Below are 19042 nucleotides of genomic sequence, written 5' to 3' on the forward strand. Positions count from 1 at the left end.
AGGACAAATAAAAAAAGCCCTAAATCAATGGATGGGGCTTTTAAAATCTAATATTGATTTATTTATATTCTTGATCTGGCAATCTGTCCTCTTTTGTTTTTGATTCTATAACATGAACAAGTTCTTCTATTATATCGTTTAAACTCATAATGCTTGTATCTTTTCTTAAAATGCTAGAAGTTTTGTATAGTAAGGTTTTTTCTTGTTCACTCATAAATATAGTTTTTTCTTTTTCATCCATACGTATCCCTCCATTTTTAATAAAATGCTGAATTTTAATTCTAGGCGTTAAACCCAATTTATTTCTTGGAAGATCAATGAATAAAGAATAAATTCTAATCTAATTTAATATACTGATGTAAAACTTTTCTATAATCATTGATGGGTGATTCATTAATTAATCGTCCATCTAACTCTTTAGCCAATAACCGAATAAAGTCTTTGCAAAGATTTAGTTTAATAGCAGAATTAAATGCTTCTAGCAATAGTTCAGTACTAAGGTTATGCATACTTATCTCACTCCACTTGCAGTCAAGTGTGTATTTATTAGAAACAGTTCCTAATCAAAAACAAAAAAAGCAGCTGCCGAGTTAGGTAAAACTGCTTTTTTTGTGCAAAATAGATTATTTATTAACAAAGAAGACTCAACCTATAAAAAAAGTATTTTCCTATAGGTATGTACACTATTTAATTGGAGTAACTAGTACACGCACGCTATCTTCCAATTGATGAGCGATATTTTGATGAGTCTTTCTTGCTTGTTTAAAATAGTTGTCAAAGACAGCATCCCAAGCATTACGCGCATCATTTGTATATTTAATGAATGCCCCGCTATTTTGTTCAAAAAGATCCTCAGTTTTTTTAATTAAATCAAGGGCTGAGTTAATTGGAGTTAAATAAAGATCCTCTACTTTACTAGCTGCTTCACTTACTTGACTTTTTAAAGATTCAGTCACTTCTTGAGTAGACTCATTTGTTTTCAAAATGTTGCTTTGGAATAACCCATTTCGGAAATCGCCATTTAATTTTGTTGTTTGCTCAAAAAGACCCTTTAAGGTTTTACGGTATACTCCGTTAAACTTTGTTGTTTCTTTTATAGCATTTAAGTATAGTTCTTGACTTTGTTCTCTGAGTTCTCTTGTACGAGATACTGCACCTTCAAATTGATCCCAAAGTGTTTCAATAAATGGATCCGAAACATAGTTTGTTTCTGTTTGCTGTTCTACTTTTTGAATCTCAACTTTAGCAACCTCTACTTTTGGAACCTCCAATTTTTTAACTTCCTTGTTTAGAACTTCTTCTTTTTGTTGAATCATCTTTTGAACCATTTTCGTTCCTCCTCATTGTTTTTATAAATTTCTCTATATTATCCTCCCGATAAAACGGAAGTATGTAGAGTTCAAGAAAACTAGAATACATTGTAAAAAATTGATTGAGCTTGGATTATTAATGTTGAGTTGTCTAGCACGACCCTTTAAATACACATTACCAACATCAAGTTCACATTAATAAAATTACTATATATGTATTTTACATATATAAGCTACATTTAGTCAATTGCAAATTAACAATAAAATATATACAATTCATAAATGTGTATATTATTTGACTATTACGAAAATTAATATATGAATGCTCTTTCCCTGGTACACTATTAAATAGGTGATATTTTGCTAACTATTTTTCATTCCTTTTTGTTATAATCAACCATTCCTTTTTAATATTATAGAATGTCCAAACTTTTTTGTAACATGGGATTAGATTCTATTCTATTAATACCTAAAGGAGGTTAACAATGAGTGAGATTGTTTCAGCATTTCAGGTTATTCCAACCACATGCATTTCTGACACGATGCAAGGGCTAAATAATATGGATCCTTCAATTATGCCATTAAAAGAGGAATTCAGAATTGCAGGGCGAGCCTATACTGTTAAAATGCCTGTTGGTGATAATCAATGCGTATTACGTGCAATTCGTGAAGCCAAGCCGGGGGATATTATTGTTGTAGATGCAAAAGGAGATACCTATCGAACCATCGCAGGAGATTTCATCCTTGGACTTGCGCAAACATTAGGGATTAAAGGGATCGTAACCGATGGGGTTATTCGTGACATCCTAGGTGTAAAAAAACTTAATTTTCCAGTATTTTGCAAAGGAACAACTGTTGCCTCAAGCGCTAAGGGTGGTTGGGGAGAGGTAAACGTACCGATTTCTTGCGGTGGAACCTCAGTAAGTCCAGGAGACATCATTGTAGCTGATGCAGATGGAGTTGTAGTGGTTCCGAAAGAAATTGAGGAAGAAGTATTAAGGAAAGCAAAAGAAAAACTTGTTAAAGATCAAGAACGGGAAGAGAAAGTTTCAGGAAAACCCGATGAAGTTATCCGTTATTTAGATAGCATGCTGAAATAAATAGATTAACAAAAAGAAGGGAAAACAGGTTATTTTAGTTTCCCTTCTTCGTTATTTTGTAAGAAAAGAGAAATACATAGGTCCTTTTCACTTGGACTTCATTCAATTGATTAAATTATTTTTGACAATTTTGTGAACAAAGTTTTGACAATTTTGTGAACAAAGTGAATAATAGTATTGTAGAGGAAATGGCCGAAATAGGATTTCCGCTTAAGATACACAAAAAAAATTTTTTGTAATAAATTAACAGATTAATTAAAATTTTCGGAAAACATATTATATAAAGGAGGTTAATATTATGAATTCACGTTTGAAAATATTAAATGCAACAAAATGGACTGGCGGATTTACATTAATAATGGGTATGATGATCTTTTTATATGGAATGATCGGAGAGGTTACTCCGATTATTGGAATTGGGATCGGCACCATTGTAGGAGCCGTACTTTTCTTCCTTATTGGCATGTTTTTTATTACTACCGAGGAGATGGTAGAAAACACTCATAAAGGAATTGAAATTTCGCCAATGAAATCAAGAAATGGATTGTATTTAGTAAAAAATAATAAATAAATGTTAGAAAAATAAAGTAATTGAAAAGGGAGCGTTAAAAACGCTCCCTTTCCTCCTACATATCCCAAAGAAAAATTAGTAATGTACCTAAAATGGTGACTAATGCCACTGTAATCATAAAATATACTTTTCCATAAATAATCCATTTATCTTTTGTTTCACCAGCATGCATGAATACAACAAGCTGGAGGAGTGCCTGTGCAAATGCTGTAACAACAAGTACAAACATCCCAATTGCAAAAGACAAATGTAAAAAGTAAACTGCAAGAGCGACTGCCGTTAGCGAAAGAGAAAAGACAAAGCCCATTATTTGTTTTCGCGGGAATAATTCGCTCATATTACATCATTCCTTTCAAATAGATGAAGCTGAAAATAAAGATCCAAACAACATCCAGGAAATGCCAATACAGCGAGAAGATAAATGATTTATTCGTTGTTTCGGGAGTTAAACCACGTTTTTTTATCTGCATAACAATGCCGGCTCCCCAGAATAATCCGAATGTAACGTGCGCGCCGTGTGTTCCCAATGTCATCATTAGAATAGCTGTAAATGCACTTGTCTGCAGTGTTGCACCTTCATGGATATACGTAATAAATTCATCTATTTCAAAGCCTAGGAAGCCTAAACCAAGAACAAGTGTAATCGCAAAGAAGGTTAACATTGCTTTTTGTTTCCCAATACGCATAGCGTGAATGCCAAGCCCTATTGTAAAACTACTAGTCAATAAAACTAGCGTTTCAATTAAGACTGGGGTAATTTCAAAAATTTCGGATCCACTTGGTCCATTACCTACTCTATGCTCTAGCGTAAAATAGGACGTAAAAAGTGTCGCAAAAAGCATAATTTCAGCTGCAAGGAAAACCCAAAATCCAAAAATATTTTGGTCATTTTGTTTAGTACTATATTCTAATGGCAGCGAGTGATCGATTTTCATTAGTTAACACCTCGCAATTTGATTTCAGTTTCTTCAATTTCTTTAACAGAAATATAACGGCCATGATCCACTTCAAATGAGCGAAGTACCAAGCATACTAGTATGGCAATCGTTGAAATAATAGCTGGAATCCACAATGAGAATATGAATGAAAATCCCCACACGAAGAAAATTGCCCCCATTATAAATGGAACTCCGCTGTTATTAGGCATGTGGATTTTTTCCAATTCACCTGAAAACAACTCATGACCCTTTTTCTTGGTATCCCAGAATGCCTGACTTGAAGCAACATTTGGTGTAATTGCAAAGTTATATTCCGGGACAGGAGTATGTGTAGCCCATTCCAATGAACGAGCATCCCAAGGATCTGCGCTAATATTCCTTGGTGAATAACGAACACTGTAATATACGTTGTATACGATTATAGCAAAGCTGATTGCCATAATACCCGCACCAACAAATGAAACCATATTTAAAGCTCCATAGCCAGTCGCCTCAGAATATGTGTACATACGGCGTGCTTGACCGTCCAAACCAGTAATATACATTGGGAAGAATGCTAAGCAAAATCCGATGGAAAGAAGCCAAAATGCCCATTTCCCAATTCTTTCATTTAACATAAAGCCAAACATTTTTGGCCAGTAGTACGTAAGACCAGCAAGCATCGCAAATACAACACCTGGTATGATCACATTATGGAAGTGCGCTACTAAAAACATTGTATTATGGTATTGGTAATCAGCAGCCGACATCGCCAACATAACCCCTGTCATTCCACCAATAACAAAAAGCGGAATAAAACCGATGGAATACAACATTGGAACAGTGAAACGGATCTTCCCTTTCCATAATGTAAATAACCAGTTGAACATCTTAACTCCAGTCGGAACTGAAATAGCCATCGTTGTTATTGAAAAGAAACTATTTGCCGTAGGGCCTTGACCCATTGTAAAGAAATGGTGAGCCCAAACCAAACATGAAAGGGCTGAGATAATAACCATTGAAGCAACCATTGATTTATAGCCATAAAGGTTTCGACCGGCAAAGGTTGAGATAATTTCACTATATAATCCAAACGCAGGCAAAATGAGGATATATACTTCAGGATGTCCCCAAACCCAGAAAAGGTTGGCCCAGAGCATATCCATCCCGCCATTTGTTGTTGTAAAGAAATGGGTACCAAAGAGTCTGTCCATTGATCCCATCGCAAGTGCCACTGTTAGTACCGGGAAAACTGTTACAATGATTAGGTTTGTAACCAATGAAGACCATGTAAACATAGGCATTTTCATTAATGTCATACTAGGTGCTCTCATTTTAATAATCGTTGTAATCATGTTAATACCTGTCATTAGTGAACCAAGGCCGGATATTTGAATGGCGAACATATAATAGTTCGTTCCGACCGATGGACTAAGTTCATTCCCTGCAAGTGGAAAATAAGAAGTCCATCCTGCATCAGGTGACCCTCCGACAACAAAAGAGATATTAAGCAGCATCGCGCCGAAGAAGAATAGCCAAAAGCTTAATGCGTTTAATCTTGGAAAAGCCACATCACGAGCCCCAATTTGTAATGGAACAAGATAGTTCATAAAAGCAAAGATGAATGGCATTGCCATAAATAAAAGCATAATAACCCCGTGTGTTGAGAAAACCTCATTATAATGCTGGGCATCCATCAGCTTATTATCAGGTACAGCAAGCTGTGCACGCATCATAATTGCGTCCACTCCACCCCGAAATAACATAATTAAGGCAGAGATTAAATACATAATTCCAATTCGTTTATGGTCAACCGTTGTTAACCATTCCCGCCATAAATACCCCCACTTTTTAAAATAGGTTAAGCCCGCGAAAATAGCGACTACGGTAAGGCCAATCGCAACCATTGATGCATATATCGCGATACTTGGATTTGGTACGGCAAAACGGTCCAAAAAATCCATCCTGTACTGACTCCTTTCGAAAAATGTATTTTAACAACTGTTCATTCATAAAACATTCAATATTTACTGATGACCTTGGTGGTCTGACATTTCCATTTGAGAATGGTCCTCATGACCTTCCTCTGATTTAGTGGGCTCACTATTATGATGTTCAGGAGCAGGACTAAAGTCTAAATGAGTACCAGTGAAGGTCATTTGTCCGAGATGACCCGGTTTTAAAAACTTATTAAATTGTCCCTCTGTTAGAGGCTTTGCAGTTTTTTTAACGTCTTTTACCCATTTATCAAAATCCTTTTCAGACATTGCCGTGACATTAAACATATTTTCAGCAGTTCCTTTACCACTGAAGTTCGCATTGCGCCCCATCATTTCTCCTGGTTCATCAGCAGCTAAATTCAAGGTCGTTACCATATTAGACATTGCATATTTTTGTCCGCCAAGCTGCGGAATCCAGAAGCTTGTAATAGGCCCAAATGAATAGAGTTTAAATTCAATTGGACGGTCTGTTGGAATATACAAATAGTTAATCGTTTCGATATTTTCCTCTGGGTAACTAAAATGCCATTTCCAATCAGAGGATGATGCATAAATAACTAAAGGTTCCTTATCCTGGTATCCTTGTGGTTTTGCTTCAACGATATAGTTACTTTGAACAGAAACAAATGAAAAATAAGTTACTATTATGACAGGAATTCCGACACAGACGATCTCGACCCATTTATTTCCTTCGATGTGAGGAGGTTCATAGTCTGGGCTTTGCTTTGAGGCACGATACTTAATTAACACATATATCAAAATAGCAAAAACAACAATCACAATAAACGACATGATGCCAATGGAGAGCAAAATGTCATGGGCTTGCCTTTTGGCTTGAGGCCCTTTAGGATCAAGAACCATGAGTGGTTCACATCCTGTAAGCACTGTGATAATAGTGAATACAAGCAATACTAAAACCGATTTTAATTTCATTTTAGCAACCCTTTCTTTAATCTAAGATATTTCTAAATTTAATGTTTCATATATTGTGATATAAATCACATCTAAAAAAATCTTAATATAAATTAGTTGAAATTACATCTCCCAGATAGGAAATGTCATTAAATATTCATAAAGAAAAATTGACATTTAAAAGTGGAGGCTATTCATTGGCATTTTATTCGAGAAGTGATTATAATAAAAAATTTATTCTAAAAAAGGATTGTATCGTTCTTCCTAAACCGCCAAAAAAACCCTATTGTCATGTGACAACAGGGTTTTGGATTATTAGGTAAAAAATAGAAGCAGCAGCTTTCTGCAATCTCCTGATTCCACCATCAATGTGCTTCAATCTCTTACTTCACTTGAAATTTAACACCAATTTTAAATGAAGCCTCCGTTTTTTCAATCACTTCCTCAACTGATACCCCTTCCTGGGTTTCCACGAGAACCATTCCTTCAGGAGTGAAATCAAATACAGCCAAATCAGTTATTAAACGGTGGACCACTTCTTTTCCAGTAAGGGGAAGTGTACACTCTTTTTTGACCTTAGATTCTCCGTGCTTATTCACATGTTCCATAATAACCACCACACGTTTTGCGCCGTTTACTAAGTCCATGGCGCCACCCATTCCCTTGATCATCTTCCCCGGAATCATCCAGTTAGCCAAATCTCCTGTTTGTGAAACTTCCATTCCCCCTAAGATGGCAAGATCGATATGACCGCCGCGAATCATGGCAAATGATTCCGCACTGTCAAAAAAGGAAGCACCGGGTACGTCCGTGACCGTTTCTTTTCCCGCATTTATTAGATCAGGGTCTTCTGTACCTTCAACCGGATAAGGGCCAATGCCTAATAAGCCATTTTCCGATTGTAGCATGACATTGTATTCGCTTGGAATTTCATTGGCAATAAGAGTTGGGATCCCAATTCCTAAATTTACGTTCATTCCATCTTGAATTTCTTGAACCGCACGTTTTACGATGGTTAATCGCGCATCCTTCAATCCACTCACTCCTTGTCTCTTAAACTTGGCTGTTGATTTCCGCTCCAATAAACATTCTTAAAAAAACTATTAAGCTTGTACTACTGTGCGTCTTTCTATCCGTTTTTCATAGTTTGTTCCGAGCAGCACACGTTGAACGTAGATTCCAGGCGTATGGATTTCATCTGGATTTAACTCTCCTACCCCAACGATTTCCTCGACTTCAACAATCGTGATTTTTCCAGCCATGGCAGCCAATGGATTAAAGTTGCGTGATGTTTTTCGGAAAACAAGATTTCCAAACGGGTCGGCCTTCCAGGCTTTCACCAAGGCAAAATCGCCGACAATTCCCTCTTCTAGTAAATAAGTCCTTCCATTAAACTCCTTGTGCTCTTTTCCTTCTGCAATGGGAGTTCCCACCCCTGTTGCCGTATAGAAACCAGGTATTCCGGCGCCGCCAGCACGAATTCGTTCTGCAAGCGTTCCTTGAGGGACTAGTTCGACCTCAAGCTCACCGCTTAAAAACTGCTTTTCAAAAATTTTATTTTCACCGACATACGATGAAACCATTTTCTTAATTTGCTTATTGGCAAGCAATAGACCAAGCCCCCAATCATCCACACCACAGTTATTACTCACGATGGTTAAATCCTTTGTTCCCTGATCTCTTAAGGCAAGAATTGCCTTTTCGGGAATTCCGCACAGTCCGAAACCTCCGACGATGATGGTAGCGCCATTTGAAATATCTTTTATTGCTTCGGTGAAGGAATTCACAACTTTTCCATTCTTCACTGGATCCGCCTCCATAGATTTCAACTTTTACAATTGACTTTAATAAATTAGACTGGGTAAACAGCGTGTTTCCGTTCTGAAAAAATGAGATATTTTGAAGAGTATGCCTCAAAACGATTAACAAGTTCTTTTCGCATTGAGTTTGCTGGAATAATCCCGTCAATCACCATCTCAGAAGCTAAATGGTAAATATCAATGTCCTCTTTATATTCCTCACGTTTTTGTTCGATGAATGCGGCACGCTCCTCTTCAGGCAGCGAAGCAATTTTATTAGCATATACGGCATTTACTGCTGCTTCTGGTCCCATAACCGCAATTTGTGCTGAAGGCAAAGCAAGACAAGCATCCGGTTCAAATGCAGGGCCAGCCATTGCATAAAGACCAGCTCCATAGGCTTTACGGACGATAACAGAGATTTTTGGAACACTCGCTTCAGCCATAGCTGAAATCATTTTCGCTCCATGGCGAATGATTCCTGCCCGTTCTACTTTTGTACCTATCATAAATCCAGGCACATCTACTAGAAACAATAGGGGAATATGGTAGGCATCACAAAGATTAATAAATTTTGCGGCCTTATCTGCTGAATCGTGGAATAATACGCCGCCTTTAACACGCGGCTGATTGGCGATGATTCCGACTGATTTTCCCGCCATACGGGAAAGTCCTGTAATAAGTTCGCCAGCAAAAAGTTTTTTGACTTCAAAGAAGGAACCTTCATCAATAATCCCATTTATTAAGTCATGCATATTAAATGCTGCATTCTGATTAGCCGGAATCAACTCTTCTAATGGTTTTTTCAATAGTTTAGGAGCCATAGCCTCTCGAACTGGCGGTTTCTCTGAAAAATTAGCAGGGAAATAAGAAAGATAGTTTCTCGCCATTGAAATGGCTTCTTCTTCATTTTTCGCCAGAACATCACCACAGCCTGAAACAGAACAGTGCATCCGAGCACCGCCCATTTCCTCCAAAGTTACTTTTTCACCAATAACCATTTCGGCCATTCTCGGTGATCCCAGGTACATCGATGCATTTTTATCAACCATAATGACAATGTCACAAAAAGCTGGAATATAGGCTCCCCCGGCAGCTGATGGTCCAAACAGTATACAAATCTGAGGAATTTTACCTGAAAGTTTCACTTGATTATAAAAGATTCTTCCTGCCCCACGACGCCCCGGAAACATTTCCACCTGATCCGTTATCCGCGCCCCAGCTGAATCTACCAGGTATAATAATGGCACACGAAGTTTTTCAGCCGTTTCCTGGATTCGAATGATTTTCTCAACCGTTCGAGCTCCCCAAGAACCCGCTTTGATTGTTGAATCATTGGCCATCACACAGACAAGCTGGCCATTAATCTTGCCCATCCCAGTCACAACACCATCTGCAGGAAGATCTCCCGCCATACAGTTTGCAAATACAGCATCCTCTAATTCAAAGCCAGGATCGAATAAAAGTGATAAACGATCACGAACAAATAGTTTTCCCTGCTCTTGGTTCTTTTCATGATATTTGGGAGCTCCGCCCTTTTTGATTTGCTCGACTCGATCTTGCAGTGTTTGTTGTAGAGGTTTTATATCCACTGTCATTATTTCTCCTCCTCTATTCATCTAGTTTTATTATTCTCCCATGTAGATTGGGGCGCGTTTCTCCTTAAAAGCCTGTAATCCTTCTAAACGATCCTTTGTTGGCATCGTCACTTCATAGGCATTTTGTTCAATCGCCAGACCTGTGTTAATATCCACATCATAGCCTTTATCGATGGCGAACTTTGCTTGTGCGACGGCAATCGGGCCATTCCGAACAATTTGTCCGGCAATTTCTAATGCTTTATCCATTAAGCTTGCAACAGGGACCGTATACTCTACTAAACCAATCTCAAGGGCTTCTTTTGCATCAATACGTCTGGCAGTGAAAATCAGCTCTTTGGCACGTCCCTTTCCTACTAATCTTGGTAAACGTTGTGTTCCGCCTGCACCAGGAATAATTCCTAATGAAGTTTCCGTCAGTCCAAGTTTCGCAGTTTCAGAGGCAATACGGATATCACAAGCGAGCGCTAGTTCAGTTCCTCCGCCAAAAGCAACGCCGTTCACTGCCGCTATGACCGGTTGGGGTAATAATTCTAAAGAGTTAATCGTATCACGGATCAAGGAAACGGTCTTCCTCACCTGAACCGGATCCATTCCAGCCCGTTCCTTTAAATCAGCGCCCGCACAAAAAGCCTTCTCCCCGGCCCCAGTAATGACGATACAGCGGACGGATCGATCATATTTACTGGTAAGAATGGCGTCCTTGAGCCCCTCTAACATCTCTACTGATAATGCATTAGCAGCTTCTGCCCTATTTAAAGTAATCAGCACGATTCCGTTTTCTAACTTGTTAACTACTATGGTATTAGTCATAATCTCACCTTTCTCACACGGTATTTCCAAGCTTTCCACCCAGCTTTGCGCTGGCGGCTTGGAAACTTTTACTAGGTAAAGGTCTGCCAAGCTTCTCCTGAATGAAATGGGATGCAGAAGTGAGCTTTTGCTGATCAGCACCAGTGTGGATCCCCATCCCATGAAGCATATAAAGTAAATCGTCTGTTGCTACGTTACCAGATGCTCCCGGGGCATAAGGACATCCTCCTAAGCCGCCAAGCGAAGAGTCAAAAATGGTAATTCCCATCTCTAACGATACTAAGATGTTGGCTAAAGCCGTTCCTCGTGTATCATGAAAATGCATGGCTAATCTATCAGCCGGAAATCTTTTTAGTAAGACTTCTAACACTTCTTGAACTTGTTTAGGATTTGCCACACCAATTGTATCCCCGAGAGACAATTCTGCAATCCCCATGTCAAATAATGTTTCGGAAACTCTTATGACCGCATCGATATCAACATTTCCCTCATACGGACAGCCAAAAACGGTTGACACATAGCCTCTGCTTAATTTTCCGGCTGAAATGGTTTCTCTGACCAAATCTTTTAACACTGGGAAAGTCGCGCCAATTGTTTTATTAATATTTTTTAAGTTATGTGATTCACTTGCTGACATAAACACGGCCACTTCGTCAATGTTCGCTTTAAATGCCTGTTCCAAACCTTGAAGGTTTGGAACGAGTGCTGTATAGGTGACACCGGGCACTTTAGTAATGCCAGCAGCAACGGCAACGGCATCTGATAGTGCAGGAATCCATTTGGGATTAACAAAAGAGGTAATCTCCAGATGTTTTAGCCCACTTTCTGACATTTGATTTATCCAAGCAATTTTATCTTCTGTTGGAATGAAAGCTTTTTCGTTTTGCAATCCATCACGAGGACCAACCTCTTTAATCGTTACACTCTCCGGCCACTTCATTGTTCCATCTCCTTTACACCTTTATTCAGGCTCTATTCAACTACTACAATGACGTCGCCTTCATTAACAAAGTCGCCTTCATTCACTTTCACTTCTTTGACCGTTCCATCGAATTCAGCCGCAATTGGAATTTCCATTTTCATCGATTCTAAAATCACTACATCTTGACCCTCTTCTACCTGGTCCCCAGCTTTAACCAATATCTTCCATACATTTCCTGCCATGCTTGCAACTACTTCACTCATAATTATTCCTCCTATTTTATGTTATTTGCTTTTTTAGTTTTTAAATATTTGTTAACAAAGTCTGTTGTCGTATCACCTGATTGGAATGCCGGGTGAGCAATAACCTCTTGAAGCATTGGGATATTTGTTTTAATTCCTTCAATATGATAATCCACTAATGCATCTTGTAGACGATTGATTGCCTCTTCCCGATTGCTGCCCTTGACAACAAGTTTAGCAATCATTGGATCATAAAAAGGTGTGACGACGGATTGACCATGAATGGCTAATTCATGTCGAACTCCAGGTCCGTTCGGCAACTCTAATTTTGTTATTTTTCCGGGTGAAGGGAAAAATGTTTTCGGATCTTCCGCATAGATTCGAACCTCAATGGCATGACCCTCGCGTTTAACCTCTTCTTGAGAAAATTCCAGAGCATCCCCTGCAGCAATTTGCAATTGTTTTTCAACCAAGTCCAACCCTGTAATTTCTTCCGTAACCGGATGTTCCACTTGTAAACGGGTATTCATTTCAAGAAAATAGAAATTTTGCTCTTCATCCACTAAGAACTCGATGGTCCCCGCATTTTTATACCCAATGGATTTGGCTGCTTTTACTGCAGCCTCGCCCATCTTGGTACGAGTTTCTTCAGTAATAAATGAGGATGGAGCTTCTTCTACGACCTTTTGATGACGGCGCTGGATTGAACATTCACGTTCCCAAAGATACACGGTATTTCCAAAACTATCTGCCAAGATTTGAATTTCAATATGCCTTGGATTTTCAACAAATTTTTCAATATACATCGCTCCATCGCCGAAGAAATCAGTCGCTCGCTTTTGGTTCCCCGCGAAAGCTTTTCGAATTTCATCTCCGTTATGGACCACCTGCATTCCAATTCCTCCACCACCAGCGGATGCTTTTAGCATAACGGGATAACCAATGCGGTCCGCCGCTTCTACCGCTTCCTCTTCATCTGCCAGTGGGTAGGTAATCCCCGGAACGACAGGAACACCAGCTTCCTCCATCGCCTTGCGTGATTCAATCTTACTTCCCATTTTAGAAATAACCTCCGGAGAAGGTCCAATGAAGATAAGGCCAGCTTCCTCACAACGGCGAGCAAAGTCCGTATTTTCGGACAACAAGCCATATCCCGGGTGGATTGCCTCCGCTCCTGATTCGAGAGCGACCTCGAGAATTTTATTGATATTTAAATAGCTTTCGGCTACACGGGGACCGCCAATTAAATAGGCCTCATCTGCCATTTTCACATGGGGAGCATCCGCATCTGCCTCTGAGTAAACTCCAATTGTGGTAATCCCTAAGGACTTGCAAGTACGGATTACACGGACAGCAATTTCGCCACGATTAGCTATTAATACTTTTTTAAACATGACTTTCCACCCTTTCTATCCTCTATTTAAGAAGGTTCAAAACTCATCAGCATCGGCTAAACTTTGATAATAAAGGAGATATGTAAATCTTTACATCTATCTTTAACTCCTAATCTACTAATATGGAACCAGTCATTTGTCGATTACCTTCCTGACAAATGACTGTCTCTAATTAATAACTATTTAACAGATGATTTTTCCGAAAGTATTTTTTGTATTTGTGCAACGGTCGTCGGGTCTTCTAGTCCTGTAATATCGCCGGTAACTTTTCCAGATACAACAATTTCCTTTAATAAGCGGCGCATGATTTTTCCGCTGACTGTTTTCGGCAGCATATCTGTAAAAATAATTGATTTTGGAGTGGCAATCTTACCAATTTGTTGAATAATCCGATTATTTATTTGTTGTTTTAATTCTTCTGTTCCTTTATAGCCATCAGCCAGACGGACAAATACGAGCGGAACCTCTCCTTTAATTTCATCAGGAATTCCAATAATTGCGGTTTCAGAAACTCCCTCACATTCAAGGGCAGCGCTTTCCATTTCCATTGTACTTAAGCGGTGTCCGGCTACATTAAACGCATCATCTGAACGGCCAACTACCCATAAATATCCATCATCATCTATTAATGCCAAATCGCTCGCATAATAGCAGCCATCCACTTGGCTATAATAGGATGCGTAATATCGTTCTGGTTCTTTCCAAAGTGTTCTGCATAGCATTGGAAATGGTTTTCTAATCACCAGATTTCCTAGGGTACCAGGTTTAACTGGATTGCCTTCTACATCAACGATATCCATAACTGCACCTAAAAAGGCCGTTCCTGAGGAGCCCGGTTTCATCGGCGTCAGCCAAGCTGCTCCAGCTATAGGCGATCCTGCTGTTTCGGTTTGGCCCCATGTATTATTGATATATACCTTCTTCTTCCCTAAAACTTCATATGTCCAATGCCAGGTTTCTGGATCGAAGGGTTCTCCAACAAGGGAAATAACATCGAGGCATGATAAATCAAATTTCTCTAATGTCTTTTCTCCCATACTTTTTAACATTCTTAATGCTGTTGGGGCTGTAAACAGTTTATTCACCCTGTATTTTTCAATGATTTGATAGAAACGATCTTTCGTTGGATAATCAACAGCCCCTTCAAAGACAACAGTTGTTACACCATTCGCTAAGGCACCTGTAATTCCCCATATATGCATGGTTAACCAGCCGATATCCGCTGTACACCAGAAAACATCGTCTTGATGGTGATCCATATGATACTTGGCATATGTGTAATTCTGTGTGACAAAAGCCATGCCGGAATGCACGACACCTTTTGGTTTACCTGTTGTCCCACTTGTATAAAAGACAATGCCACTCTCATTCGCTTCAATTCTCTCAGGTTCACAAACGATACTTGCCGCTTTGGTCTGCTCGTGCCACCAGTAATCCCGGCCCTCTTTCATTTGAACCTCTGAACCTAATCGGTCGACTACAATGACTGCCTCGATAGATGGAATAGATGGGACAACCTGATCCACTTTTTCTTTTAAAGGAATGAATTTACCCCTACGTTCCGTTGCATCCGCAGTAATCAATACCTTTGGCTCAAAATTGATGAGTCGGTCTGTCAATGATTTTTCCGAATAACCGGAAAAAATCGTATTGTAAATAGCACCAATTCGAAAACAAGCTAAAACAGAAATAAAGGCTTCGGCCAGATTGGGAAGAAAAATGGCCACACAATCACCTTTTTTTACACCAAAGGATTTAAGAACATTCGCAAACCGATTGACTTCAGCAAGAAGCATATTATATGTGTAAAATTTGCTGTCCCCGTTTTCACCCTCCCAAATGAGAGCGGTCCGATTTCCTGCCCCATTTTCTATATGGCGATCTAGTAAATTCACACTTGGGTTACTAATGCCGCCGGAAAAAAAGCGAAAATCAGGAAGCTGTCCACTAATGGTTTCATCCCACGGTTCATACCATTCCAGTTCACGGGCTGCACTGTCCCAAAATTTAGCAGGATCTTCTTGTGATTGTTTAAGAAGTTCCTGAAATGCTTCGCTGCTCCCAATGGAGGTTGAACTTACTTTTTCTTCGTTTGGATAAATTAGTTTACTATTTGAAACGACTTGTAAAATTCCACTGATATCCATGTAATGGCTCCTTTAACAATTTTTATTTTTTTCATATAAAAATTCTTTAACATCCAATTTGCTTGGCAATAACCATTCGTTGAACTTCAGATGTTCCTTCACCAATTTCTAAGAGTTTTGCATCACGGAAGAATCGTTCTACTTGATACTCCTTCATATATCCATAACCGCCATGAATTTGAACGGCTTGATCACATGCTCGCATGCACATCTCCGACGCAAATAATTTTGCATATGCCGCTTCCTTTTTAAAGGCTCTTCCTTGATCCTTTAACCAAGCTGCTTTGAAAACCATATTCCGGGCTAATTCGATATTCATGGCCATGTCCGCTAATTTAAATTGAATGGCCTGGAAGTTGAATAAACTTTTTCCAAACTGTTTTCTTTCTTTTGCATATTGAAGAGCTTTTTCATAAGCTCCTTGTGCAATACCTACAGCCATCGCAGCAATTCCAATTCTTCCGCCATCAAGTGTAGCCAAAAATTGTTTGTAACCGTTTCCATCCGTTCCCAGCAGATTTTCTTTTGGAACTCTTACATTCTCCATGATAAGTTCTGTGGTATTTGAGGCATGCAGACCCATTTTTTCGTAGTTGTCGATGACAGTGAATCCCGGAGCATTTGTAGGAACAATAAATGCGCTGATTCCATTGATTCCTTTTGAGCGGTCTGTAACCGCCGTCACTGCAAGGTGATTCGCATAGCTCGCATTTGTAATAAAACATTTGGAGCCGTTTATGACCCACTCATCTCCATCAAGAACTGCTGTTGTTTGGGTTCCACTTGCATCGGAACCTGCATTCGGCTCAGTCAATCCAAATGCTCCAAACGACTCTCCCGTACAAATAGGTGTTAAGTATTTCTCTTTTTGCTCATGTGTACCAAATAAATTAAGAGGAGCTCCTCCTAATGAAATATGTGCTGAATATGTAATGCCTGTTGATGCACAAACACGACTAAGTTCTTCCACGACAATCGCAAAGCTAATCGTGTCAGCTTCTCCTCCACCGTATTGTTCAGGAAATGGCAGGCCCATGATCCCTAACTCTGTTAACTTTGTAAAAACTTCCTTAGGGAATTCCCCCGTTCGATCACGTTCATCCGCTCCAGGAGCAACTTCAGCATTAGCAAAATCTCGAACTAACTTGCGGATCATCTCTTGTTCTTTCGTTAAATCAAAATTCATTTATCTACATCCCCTTTCTTAATATTCTGATTTGTTTTAGCAAAAAAAATTATGCCAACATTACCTCGCTTTATGCTGAACTCCTTTCATTATTTTCAAAACTTTCTTATAATAAGAATATAATCATTATGAGTATTAAGCTATGTATATTTTCATGAATATAATTATGAAAAATTTGTGTCTTTTACACAAAAACACTAATTGGATGAAATGTATAGTCTTAGAGAAAGGATGATGACAGATGCAAGATACCTTAACTCATCGGCAATTAAAGTCCTTAATCCATGTGTCGAACGTGATTAATTCCAAATTAGATATTGATACCATTTTTGATTCCATCATGAATGAAACGATATCTGTCGTTGAAGCGGCTGGAGGAGGCTCTATCTGGATTTTTGACAAAAACCAAAATCGACTCATCGCAAAATCCGCTCAAGGATTATTTTATCCACAAATATTTAGGCAAATTAGACTAGTTAGTGGTGAATCCATGACTGGGATGTCTTTTGCAGCCAAAAAATGTCTCATTTTTTGGAATGAGGTAGAAATTAAACAGGCACTGTCTACATTAGCGCCTTATAACAGAGATTTATTGGATCAGTCTATTCCAAGTAATTTTCATTTTACATCTGTCATATCTTCACCTATATTACAAAACGGAAAATGTATCGGCGTGATTACATTGGACTCTTTTGAACAATCGTTGCAGTTTAAGCAAGAGGATATTAATCTATTGGAAGCGATTGGACACCAAGCAGCAGTAGCCTTGGAAAAATCCATTCTTTATAATGAGAAGGAAAAAATGGTTCAGAAGCTTTCACATTCCATCGAAATACATAGAAACCTGGCCAATCTCGTTGTAAATGGTGAAGGAATTCAATCGATTATGGATTATATACATAAAACAATCGGACAACAGATGTTTCTCTTTGATGAAATAGGGGAACTTAGGGCATCTGCCTCCTATTCCTCCTTTTCAGATGAAATGACCGAGTTTATGAAAGCGTATGCAAAACAAATTATCCTAACACTTGAAAACTCACATACCGTTTCCGAAATATCATTAAATGATGAAACGTATCAATTAGTTGTATTACCACTTGGGTCCAAATTGAAGTCTTTAGGGGGACTAATCCTCCTATCAAAACAAAAAATGAATGAGGTGGATATCGCTGCTCTAGAACATGCCTGTACAGTCATTTCACTTGAACTGGGAAAAGAACAGGCTGTTTTTGAATCACAGCAGCGTCTAAGAGGGGAATTCGTGACCAAGCTTTTTTCGGGACAGATTGATGAAGCACTCATTCAGAAAGCAAAAAATTTAAATTTTGACCCTAACCGAAACTATGTTGCTATACTTATTAATTTTGAGGATAAGTTCAACGAGAACAAGGTGATTAGCAATCACTTGATAAGGAATTTACTCCATATGGCCAATTCATTCCTCGGGAGGAACTCGCAAGTAATGGCAGTAAGGGCTGAAAATCAAATTGTCGCCCTTTTATCCTTGCCTTCAAGAGTCTCTTCTTCCAATATTTTTGCCGAAATAAAAGAACTTGCAAAAAATTTACAGCATGAAATTACTAATAAACATAAAGAGATAGACGTATCAATTGGGATTGGAAGAATTAAACAAGGGCTTATTTTTGTCCACGAGTCATTTGTAGAAGCGACAAAGTGCATAAAGTTTCTCAGAAACTATCGATTTGATCATAGAGTCCTTAGTTATACAGACCTTGGCGTCCAGAGGTTTATTTTACAAAATTCAAAAGAAGAATTGATCGATTTTATCCATGAAGTATTAGGTCCCTTAATTGAATATGAAAAAACTAGAAAAGGCGAACTGTTAAGCACGCTGATTGTATATTTAGACCAAAATCAAAACATAAAGAAAACGGCTGATTCTTTACATATTCACACCAATACCTTAAGCTATCGTTTAAAGCGGATTGAGGAGATTTTATTAACGGACTTGAATGATAGTCACCCATTATTTAATATTCATTTAGCCATCAATATTTATCAATATATCAAAGAGAAAGATAAGGATATATTACAGTTAAGCAAAAACTAAAACCAAGGGACACGGTTCTCCCAGCCTTTTGGCCGGGAGAATCGTGTCCCTCTGGTA

The 19042-nt window shown here is 38.7% G+C and carries 19 protein-coding genes; 3 read left to right on the forward strand and 16 right to left on the reverse strand.

The genetic code is table 11. From position 1 onward, the window contains the following. Positions 1–58: 58 nt before the first annotated feature. From BDR01S_RS00875 to phaP, 3 genes are all read right to left on the reverse strand, one after another. Positions 59–241, reverse strand: a complete 183-nt coding sequence (locus BDR01S_RS00875; protein ID WP_066253223.1) for a hypothetical protein — start codon at positions 239–241, stop codon at positions 59–61. Positions 242–335: 94 nt separating this feature from the next. Continuing rightward, on the reverse strand, positions 336–509 hold the full coding sequence (gene sda / locus BDR01S_RS24650) for a sporulation histidine kinase inhibitor Sda (RefSeq protein WP_082797270.1): 174 nt from the start codon (positions 507–509) through the stop codon (positions 336–338). Between the two features lie 174 nt (positions 510–683). Further along, positions 684–1328, reverse strand: coding sequence for a polyhydroxyalkanoic acid inclusion protein PhaP (gene phaP, locus BDR01S_RS00880; RefSeq protein WP_066253220.1), 645 nt, complete (start codon positions 1326–1328; stop codon positions 684–686). A gap of 467 nt (positions 1329–1795) precedes the next feature. Here phaP and BDR01S_RS00885 point away from each other — a divergent pair, with 467 nt between their 5' ends. Beyond that, positions 1796–2410 carry an RraA family protein gene (locus BDR01S_RS00885; RefSeq protein WP_066253218.1) on the forward strand — a complete coding sequence of 205 codons (615 nt, stop codon included), beginning with the start codon at positions 1796–1798 and terminating at the stop codon, positions 2408–2410. Positions 2411–2708: 298 nt separating this feature from the next. After that, positions 2709–2981, forward strand: a complete 273-nt coding sequence (locus BDR01S_RS00890; RefSeq protein ID WP_066253215.1) for a hypothetical protein — start codon at positions 2709–2711, stop codon at positions 2979–2981. Between the two features lie 55 nt (positions 2982–3036). Here BDR01S_RS00890 and qoxD read toward each other — a convergent pair whose 3' ends face one another. The 13 genes from qoxD to BDR01S_RS00955 all read right to left on the reverse strand — a co-directional run bounded on the left by qoxD (position 3037) and on the right by BDR01S_RS00955 (position 16911). After that, on the reverse strand, positions 3037–3318 hold the full coding sequence (qoxD, locus tag BDR01S_RS00895; RefSeq protein ID WP_066253211.1) for a cytochrome aa3 quinol oxidase subunit IV: 282 nt from the start codon (positions 3316–3318) through the stop codon (positions 3037–3039). A gap of 1 nt (position 3319) precedes the next feature. Then, positions 3320–3916 carry a cytochrome aa3 quinol oxidase subunit III gene (gene qoxC / locus BDR01S_RS00900; RefSeq protein WP_066253207.1) on the reverse strand — a complete coding sequence of 199 codons (597 nt, stop codon included), beginning with the start codon at positions 3914–3916 and terminating at the stop codon, positions 3320–3322. Further along, on the reverse strand, positions 3916–5862 hold the full coding sequence (gene qoxB / locus BDR01S_RS00905) for a cytochrome aa3 quinol oxidase subunit I (protein ID WP_066253205.1): 1947 nt from the start codon (positions 5860–5862) through the stop codon (positions 3916–3918). The genes qoxC and qoxB overlap by 1 nt, the downstream gene beginning before the upstream one ends. A gap of 63 nt (positions 5863–5925) precedes the next feature. Beyond that, positions 5926–6831 carry a cytochrome aa3 quinol oxidase subunit II gene (gene qoxA / locus BDR01S_RS00910; protein ID WP_066253202.1) on the reverse strand — a complete coding sequence of 302 codons (906 nt, stop codon included), beginning with the start codon at positions 6829–6831 and terminating at the stop codon, positions 5926–5928. A 362-nt stretch (positions 6832–7193) separates the two neighbouring features. Then, entirely contained in the window at positions 7194–7844 is a 651-nt protein-coding gene (locus BDR01S_RS00915) for a 3-oxoacid CoA-transferase subunit B (protein ID WP_066253199.1), read from the reverse strand. Between the two features lie 69 nt (positions 7845–7913). Then, positions 7914–8615, reverse strand: a complete 702-nt coding sequence (locus BDR01S_RS00920) for a CoA transferase subunit A (protein WP_066253196.1) — start codon at positions 8613–8615, stop codon at positions 7914–7916. A 47-nt stretch (positions 8616–8662) separates the two neighbouring features. Then, positions 8663–10207 carry an acyl-CoA carboxylase subunit beta gene (locus tag BDR01S_RS00925; protein ID WP_066253194.1) on the reverse strand — a complete coding sequence of 515 codons (1545 nt, stop codon included), beginning with the start codon at positions 10205–10207 and terminating at the stop codon, positions 8663–8665. Between the two features lie 30 nt (positions 10208–10237). Beyond that, on the reverse strand, positions 10238–11020 hold the full coding sequence (locus BDR01S_RS00930; RefSeq protein WP_066259894.1) for an enoyl-CoA hydratase: 783 nt from the start codon (positions 11018–11020) through the stop codon (positions 10238–10240). 13 nt (positions 11021–11033) lie between these two features. Then, positions 11034–11960, reverse strand: a complete 927-nt coding sequence (locus BDR01S_RS00935; RefSeq protein WP_066253190.1) for a hydroxymethylglutaryl-CoA lyase — start codon at positions 11958–11960, stop codon at positions 11034–11036. Positions 11961–11992: 32 nt separating this feature from the next. Beyond that, positions 11993–12205, reverse strand: coding sequence for an acetyl-CoA carboxylase biotin carboxyl carrier protein subunit (locus BDR01S_RS00940; RefSeq protein ID WP_066253187.1), 213 nt, complete (start codon positions 12203–12205; stop codon positions 11993–11995). A gap of 11 nt (positions 12206–12216) precedes the next feature. Next, entirely contained in the window at positions 12217–13578 is a 1362-nt protein-coding gene (gene accC, locus BDR01S_RS00945; protein WP_066253184.1) for an acetyl-CoA carboxylase biotin carboxylase subunit, read from the reverse strand. Between the two features lie 179 nt (positions 13579–13757). Beyond that, the gene (locus BDR01S_RS00950; RefSeq protein ID WP_066253179.1) at positions 13758–15725 is read right to left on the reverse strand and encodes an acetate--CoA ligase; all 1968 of its coding nucleotides are present in this window, start codon (positions 15723–15725) and stop codon (positions 13758–13760) included. Positions 15726–15771: 46 nt separating this feature from the next. Further along, on the reverse strand, positions 15772–16911 hold the full coding sequence (locus tag BDR01S_RS00955; protein ID WP_066253176.1) for an acyl-CoA dehydrogenase: 1140 nt from the start codon (positions 16909–16911) through the stop codon (positions 15772–15774). A gap of 241 nt (positions 16912–17152) precedes the next feature. Here BDR01S_RS00955 and BDR01S_RS00960 point away from each other — a divergent pair, with 241 nt between their 5' ends. After that, positions 17153–18985, forward strand: coding sequence for a helix-turn-helix domain-containing protein (locus BDR01S_RS00960; RefSeq protein WP_066253173.1), 1833 nt, complete (start codon positions 17153–17155; stop codon positions 18983–18985). Positions 18986–19042: the final 57 nt, after the last annotated feature.

This window comes from Neobacillus drentensis NBRC 102427 (genome assembly GCF_001591445.1).
In the GTDB taxonomy this organism is placed as follows: Bacteria; Bacillota; Bacilli; order Bacillales; family Cytobacillaceae; genus Neobacillus; species Neobacillus drentensis.

Excerpts from the sequence above, each read along its gene's own strand:
- BDR01S_RS00875 (WP_066253223.1), bottom strand. The coding sequence starts at position 241 with ATGGATGAAAAAGAAAAAACTATATTTATGAGTGAACAAGAAAAAACC.
- BDR01S_RS00930 (WP_066259894.1), bottom strand. The coding sequence starts at position 11,020 with ATGACTAATACCATAGTAGTTAACAAGTTAGAAAACGGAATCGTGCTG.
- BDR01S_RS00925 (WP_066253194.1), bottom strand. The coding sequence starts at position 10,207 with ATGACAGTGGATATAAAACCTCTACAACAAACACTGCAAGATCGAGTC.
- BDR01S_RS00950 (WP_066253179.1), bottom strand. The coding sequence starts at position 15,725 with ATGGATATCAGTGGAATTTTACAAGTCGTTTCAAATAGTAAACTAATT.
- qoxB (WP_066253205.1), bottom strand. The coding sequence starts at position 5,862 with ATGGATTTTTTGGACCGTTTTGCCGTACCAAATCCAAGTATCGCGATA.
- qoxD (WP_066253211.1), bottom strand. The coding sequence starts at position 3,318 with ATGAGCGAATTATTCCCGCGAAAACAAATAATGGGCTTTGTCTTTTCT.
- sda (WP_082797270.1), bottom strand. The coding sequence starts at position 509 with ATGCATAACCTTAGTACTGAACTATTGCTAGAAGCATTTAATTCTGCT.
- BDR01S_RS00885 (WP_066253218.1), top strand. The coding sequence starts at position 1,796 with ATGAGTGAGATTGTTTCAGCATTTCAGGTTATTCCAACCACATGCATT.
- accC (WP_066253184.1), bottom strand. The coding sequence starts at position 13,578 with ATGTTTAAAAAAGTATTAATAGCTAATCGTGGCGAAATTGCTGTCCGT.
- qoxA (WP_066253202.1), bottom strand. The coding sequence starts at position 6,831 with ATGAAATTAAAATCGGTTTTAGTATTGCTTGTATTCACTATTATCACA.
- phaP (WP_066253220.1), bottom strand. The coding sequence starts at position 1,328 with ATGGTTCAAAAGATGATTCAACAAAAAGAAGAAGTTCTAAACAAGGAA.
- BDR01S_RS00940 (WP_066253187.1), bottom strand. The coding sequence starts at position 12,205 with ATGAGTGAAGTAGTTGCAAGCATGGCAGGAAATGTATGGAAGATATTG.
- BDR01S_RS00890 (WP_066253215.1), top strand. The coding sequence starts at position 2,709 with ATGAATTCACGTTTGAAAATATTAAATGCAACAAAATGGACTGGCGGA.
- qoxC (WP_066253207.1), bottom strand. The coding sequence starts at position 3,916 with ATGAAAATCGATCACTCGCTGCCATTAGAATATAGTACTAAACAAAAT.
- BDR01S_RS00960 (WP_066253173.1), top strand. The coding sequence starts at position 17,153 with ATGCAAGATACCTTAACTCATCGGCAATTAAAGTCCTTAATCCATGTG.
- BDR01S_RS00935 (WP_066253190.1), bottom strand. The coding sequence starts at position 11,960 with ATGAAGTGGCCGGAGAGTGTAACGATTAAAGAGGTTGGTCCTCGTGAT.
- BDR01S_RS00955 (WP_066253176.1), bottom strand. The coding sequence starts at position 16,911 with ATGAATTTTGATTTAACGAAAGAACAAGAGATGATCCGCAAGTTAGTT.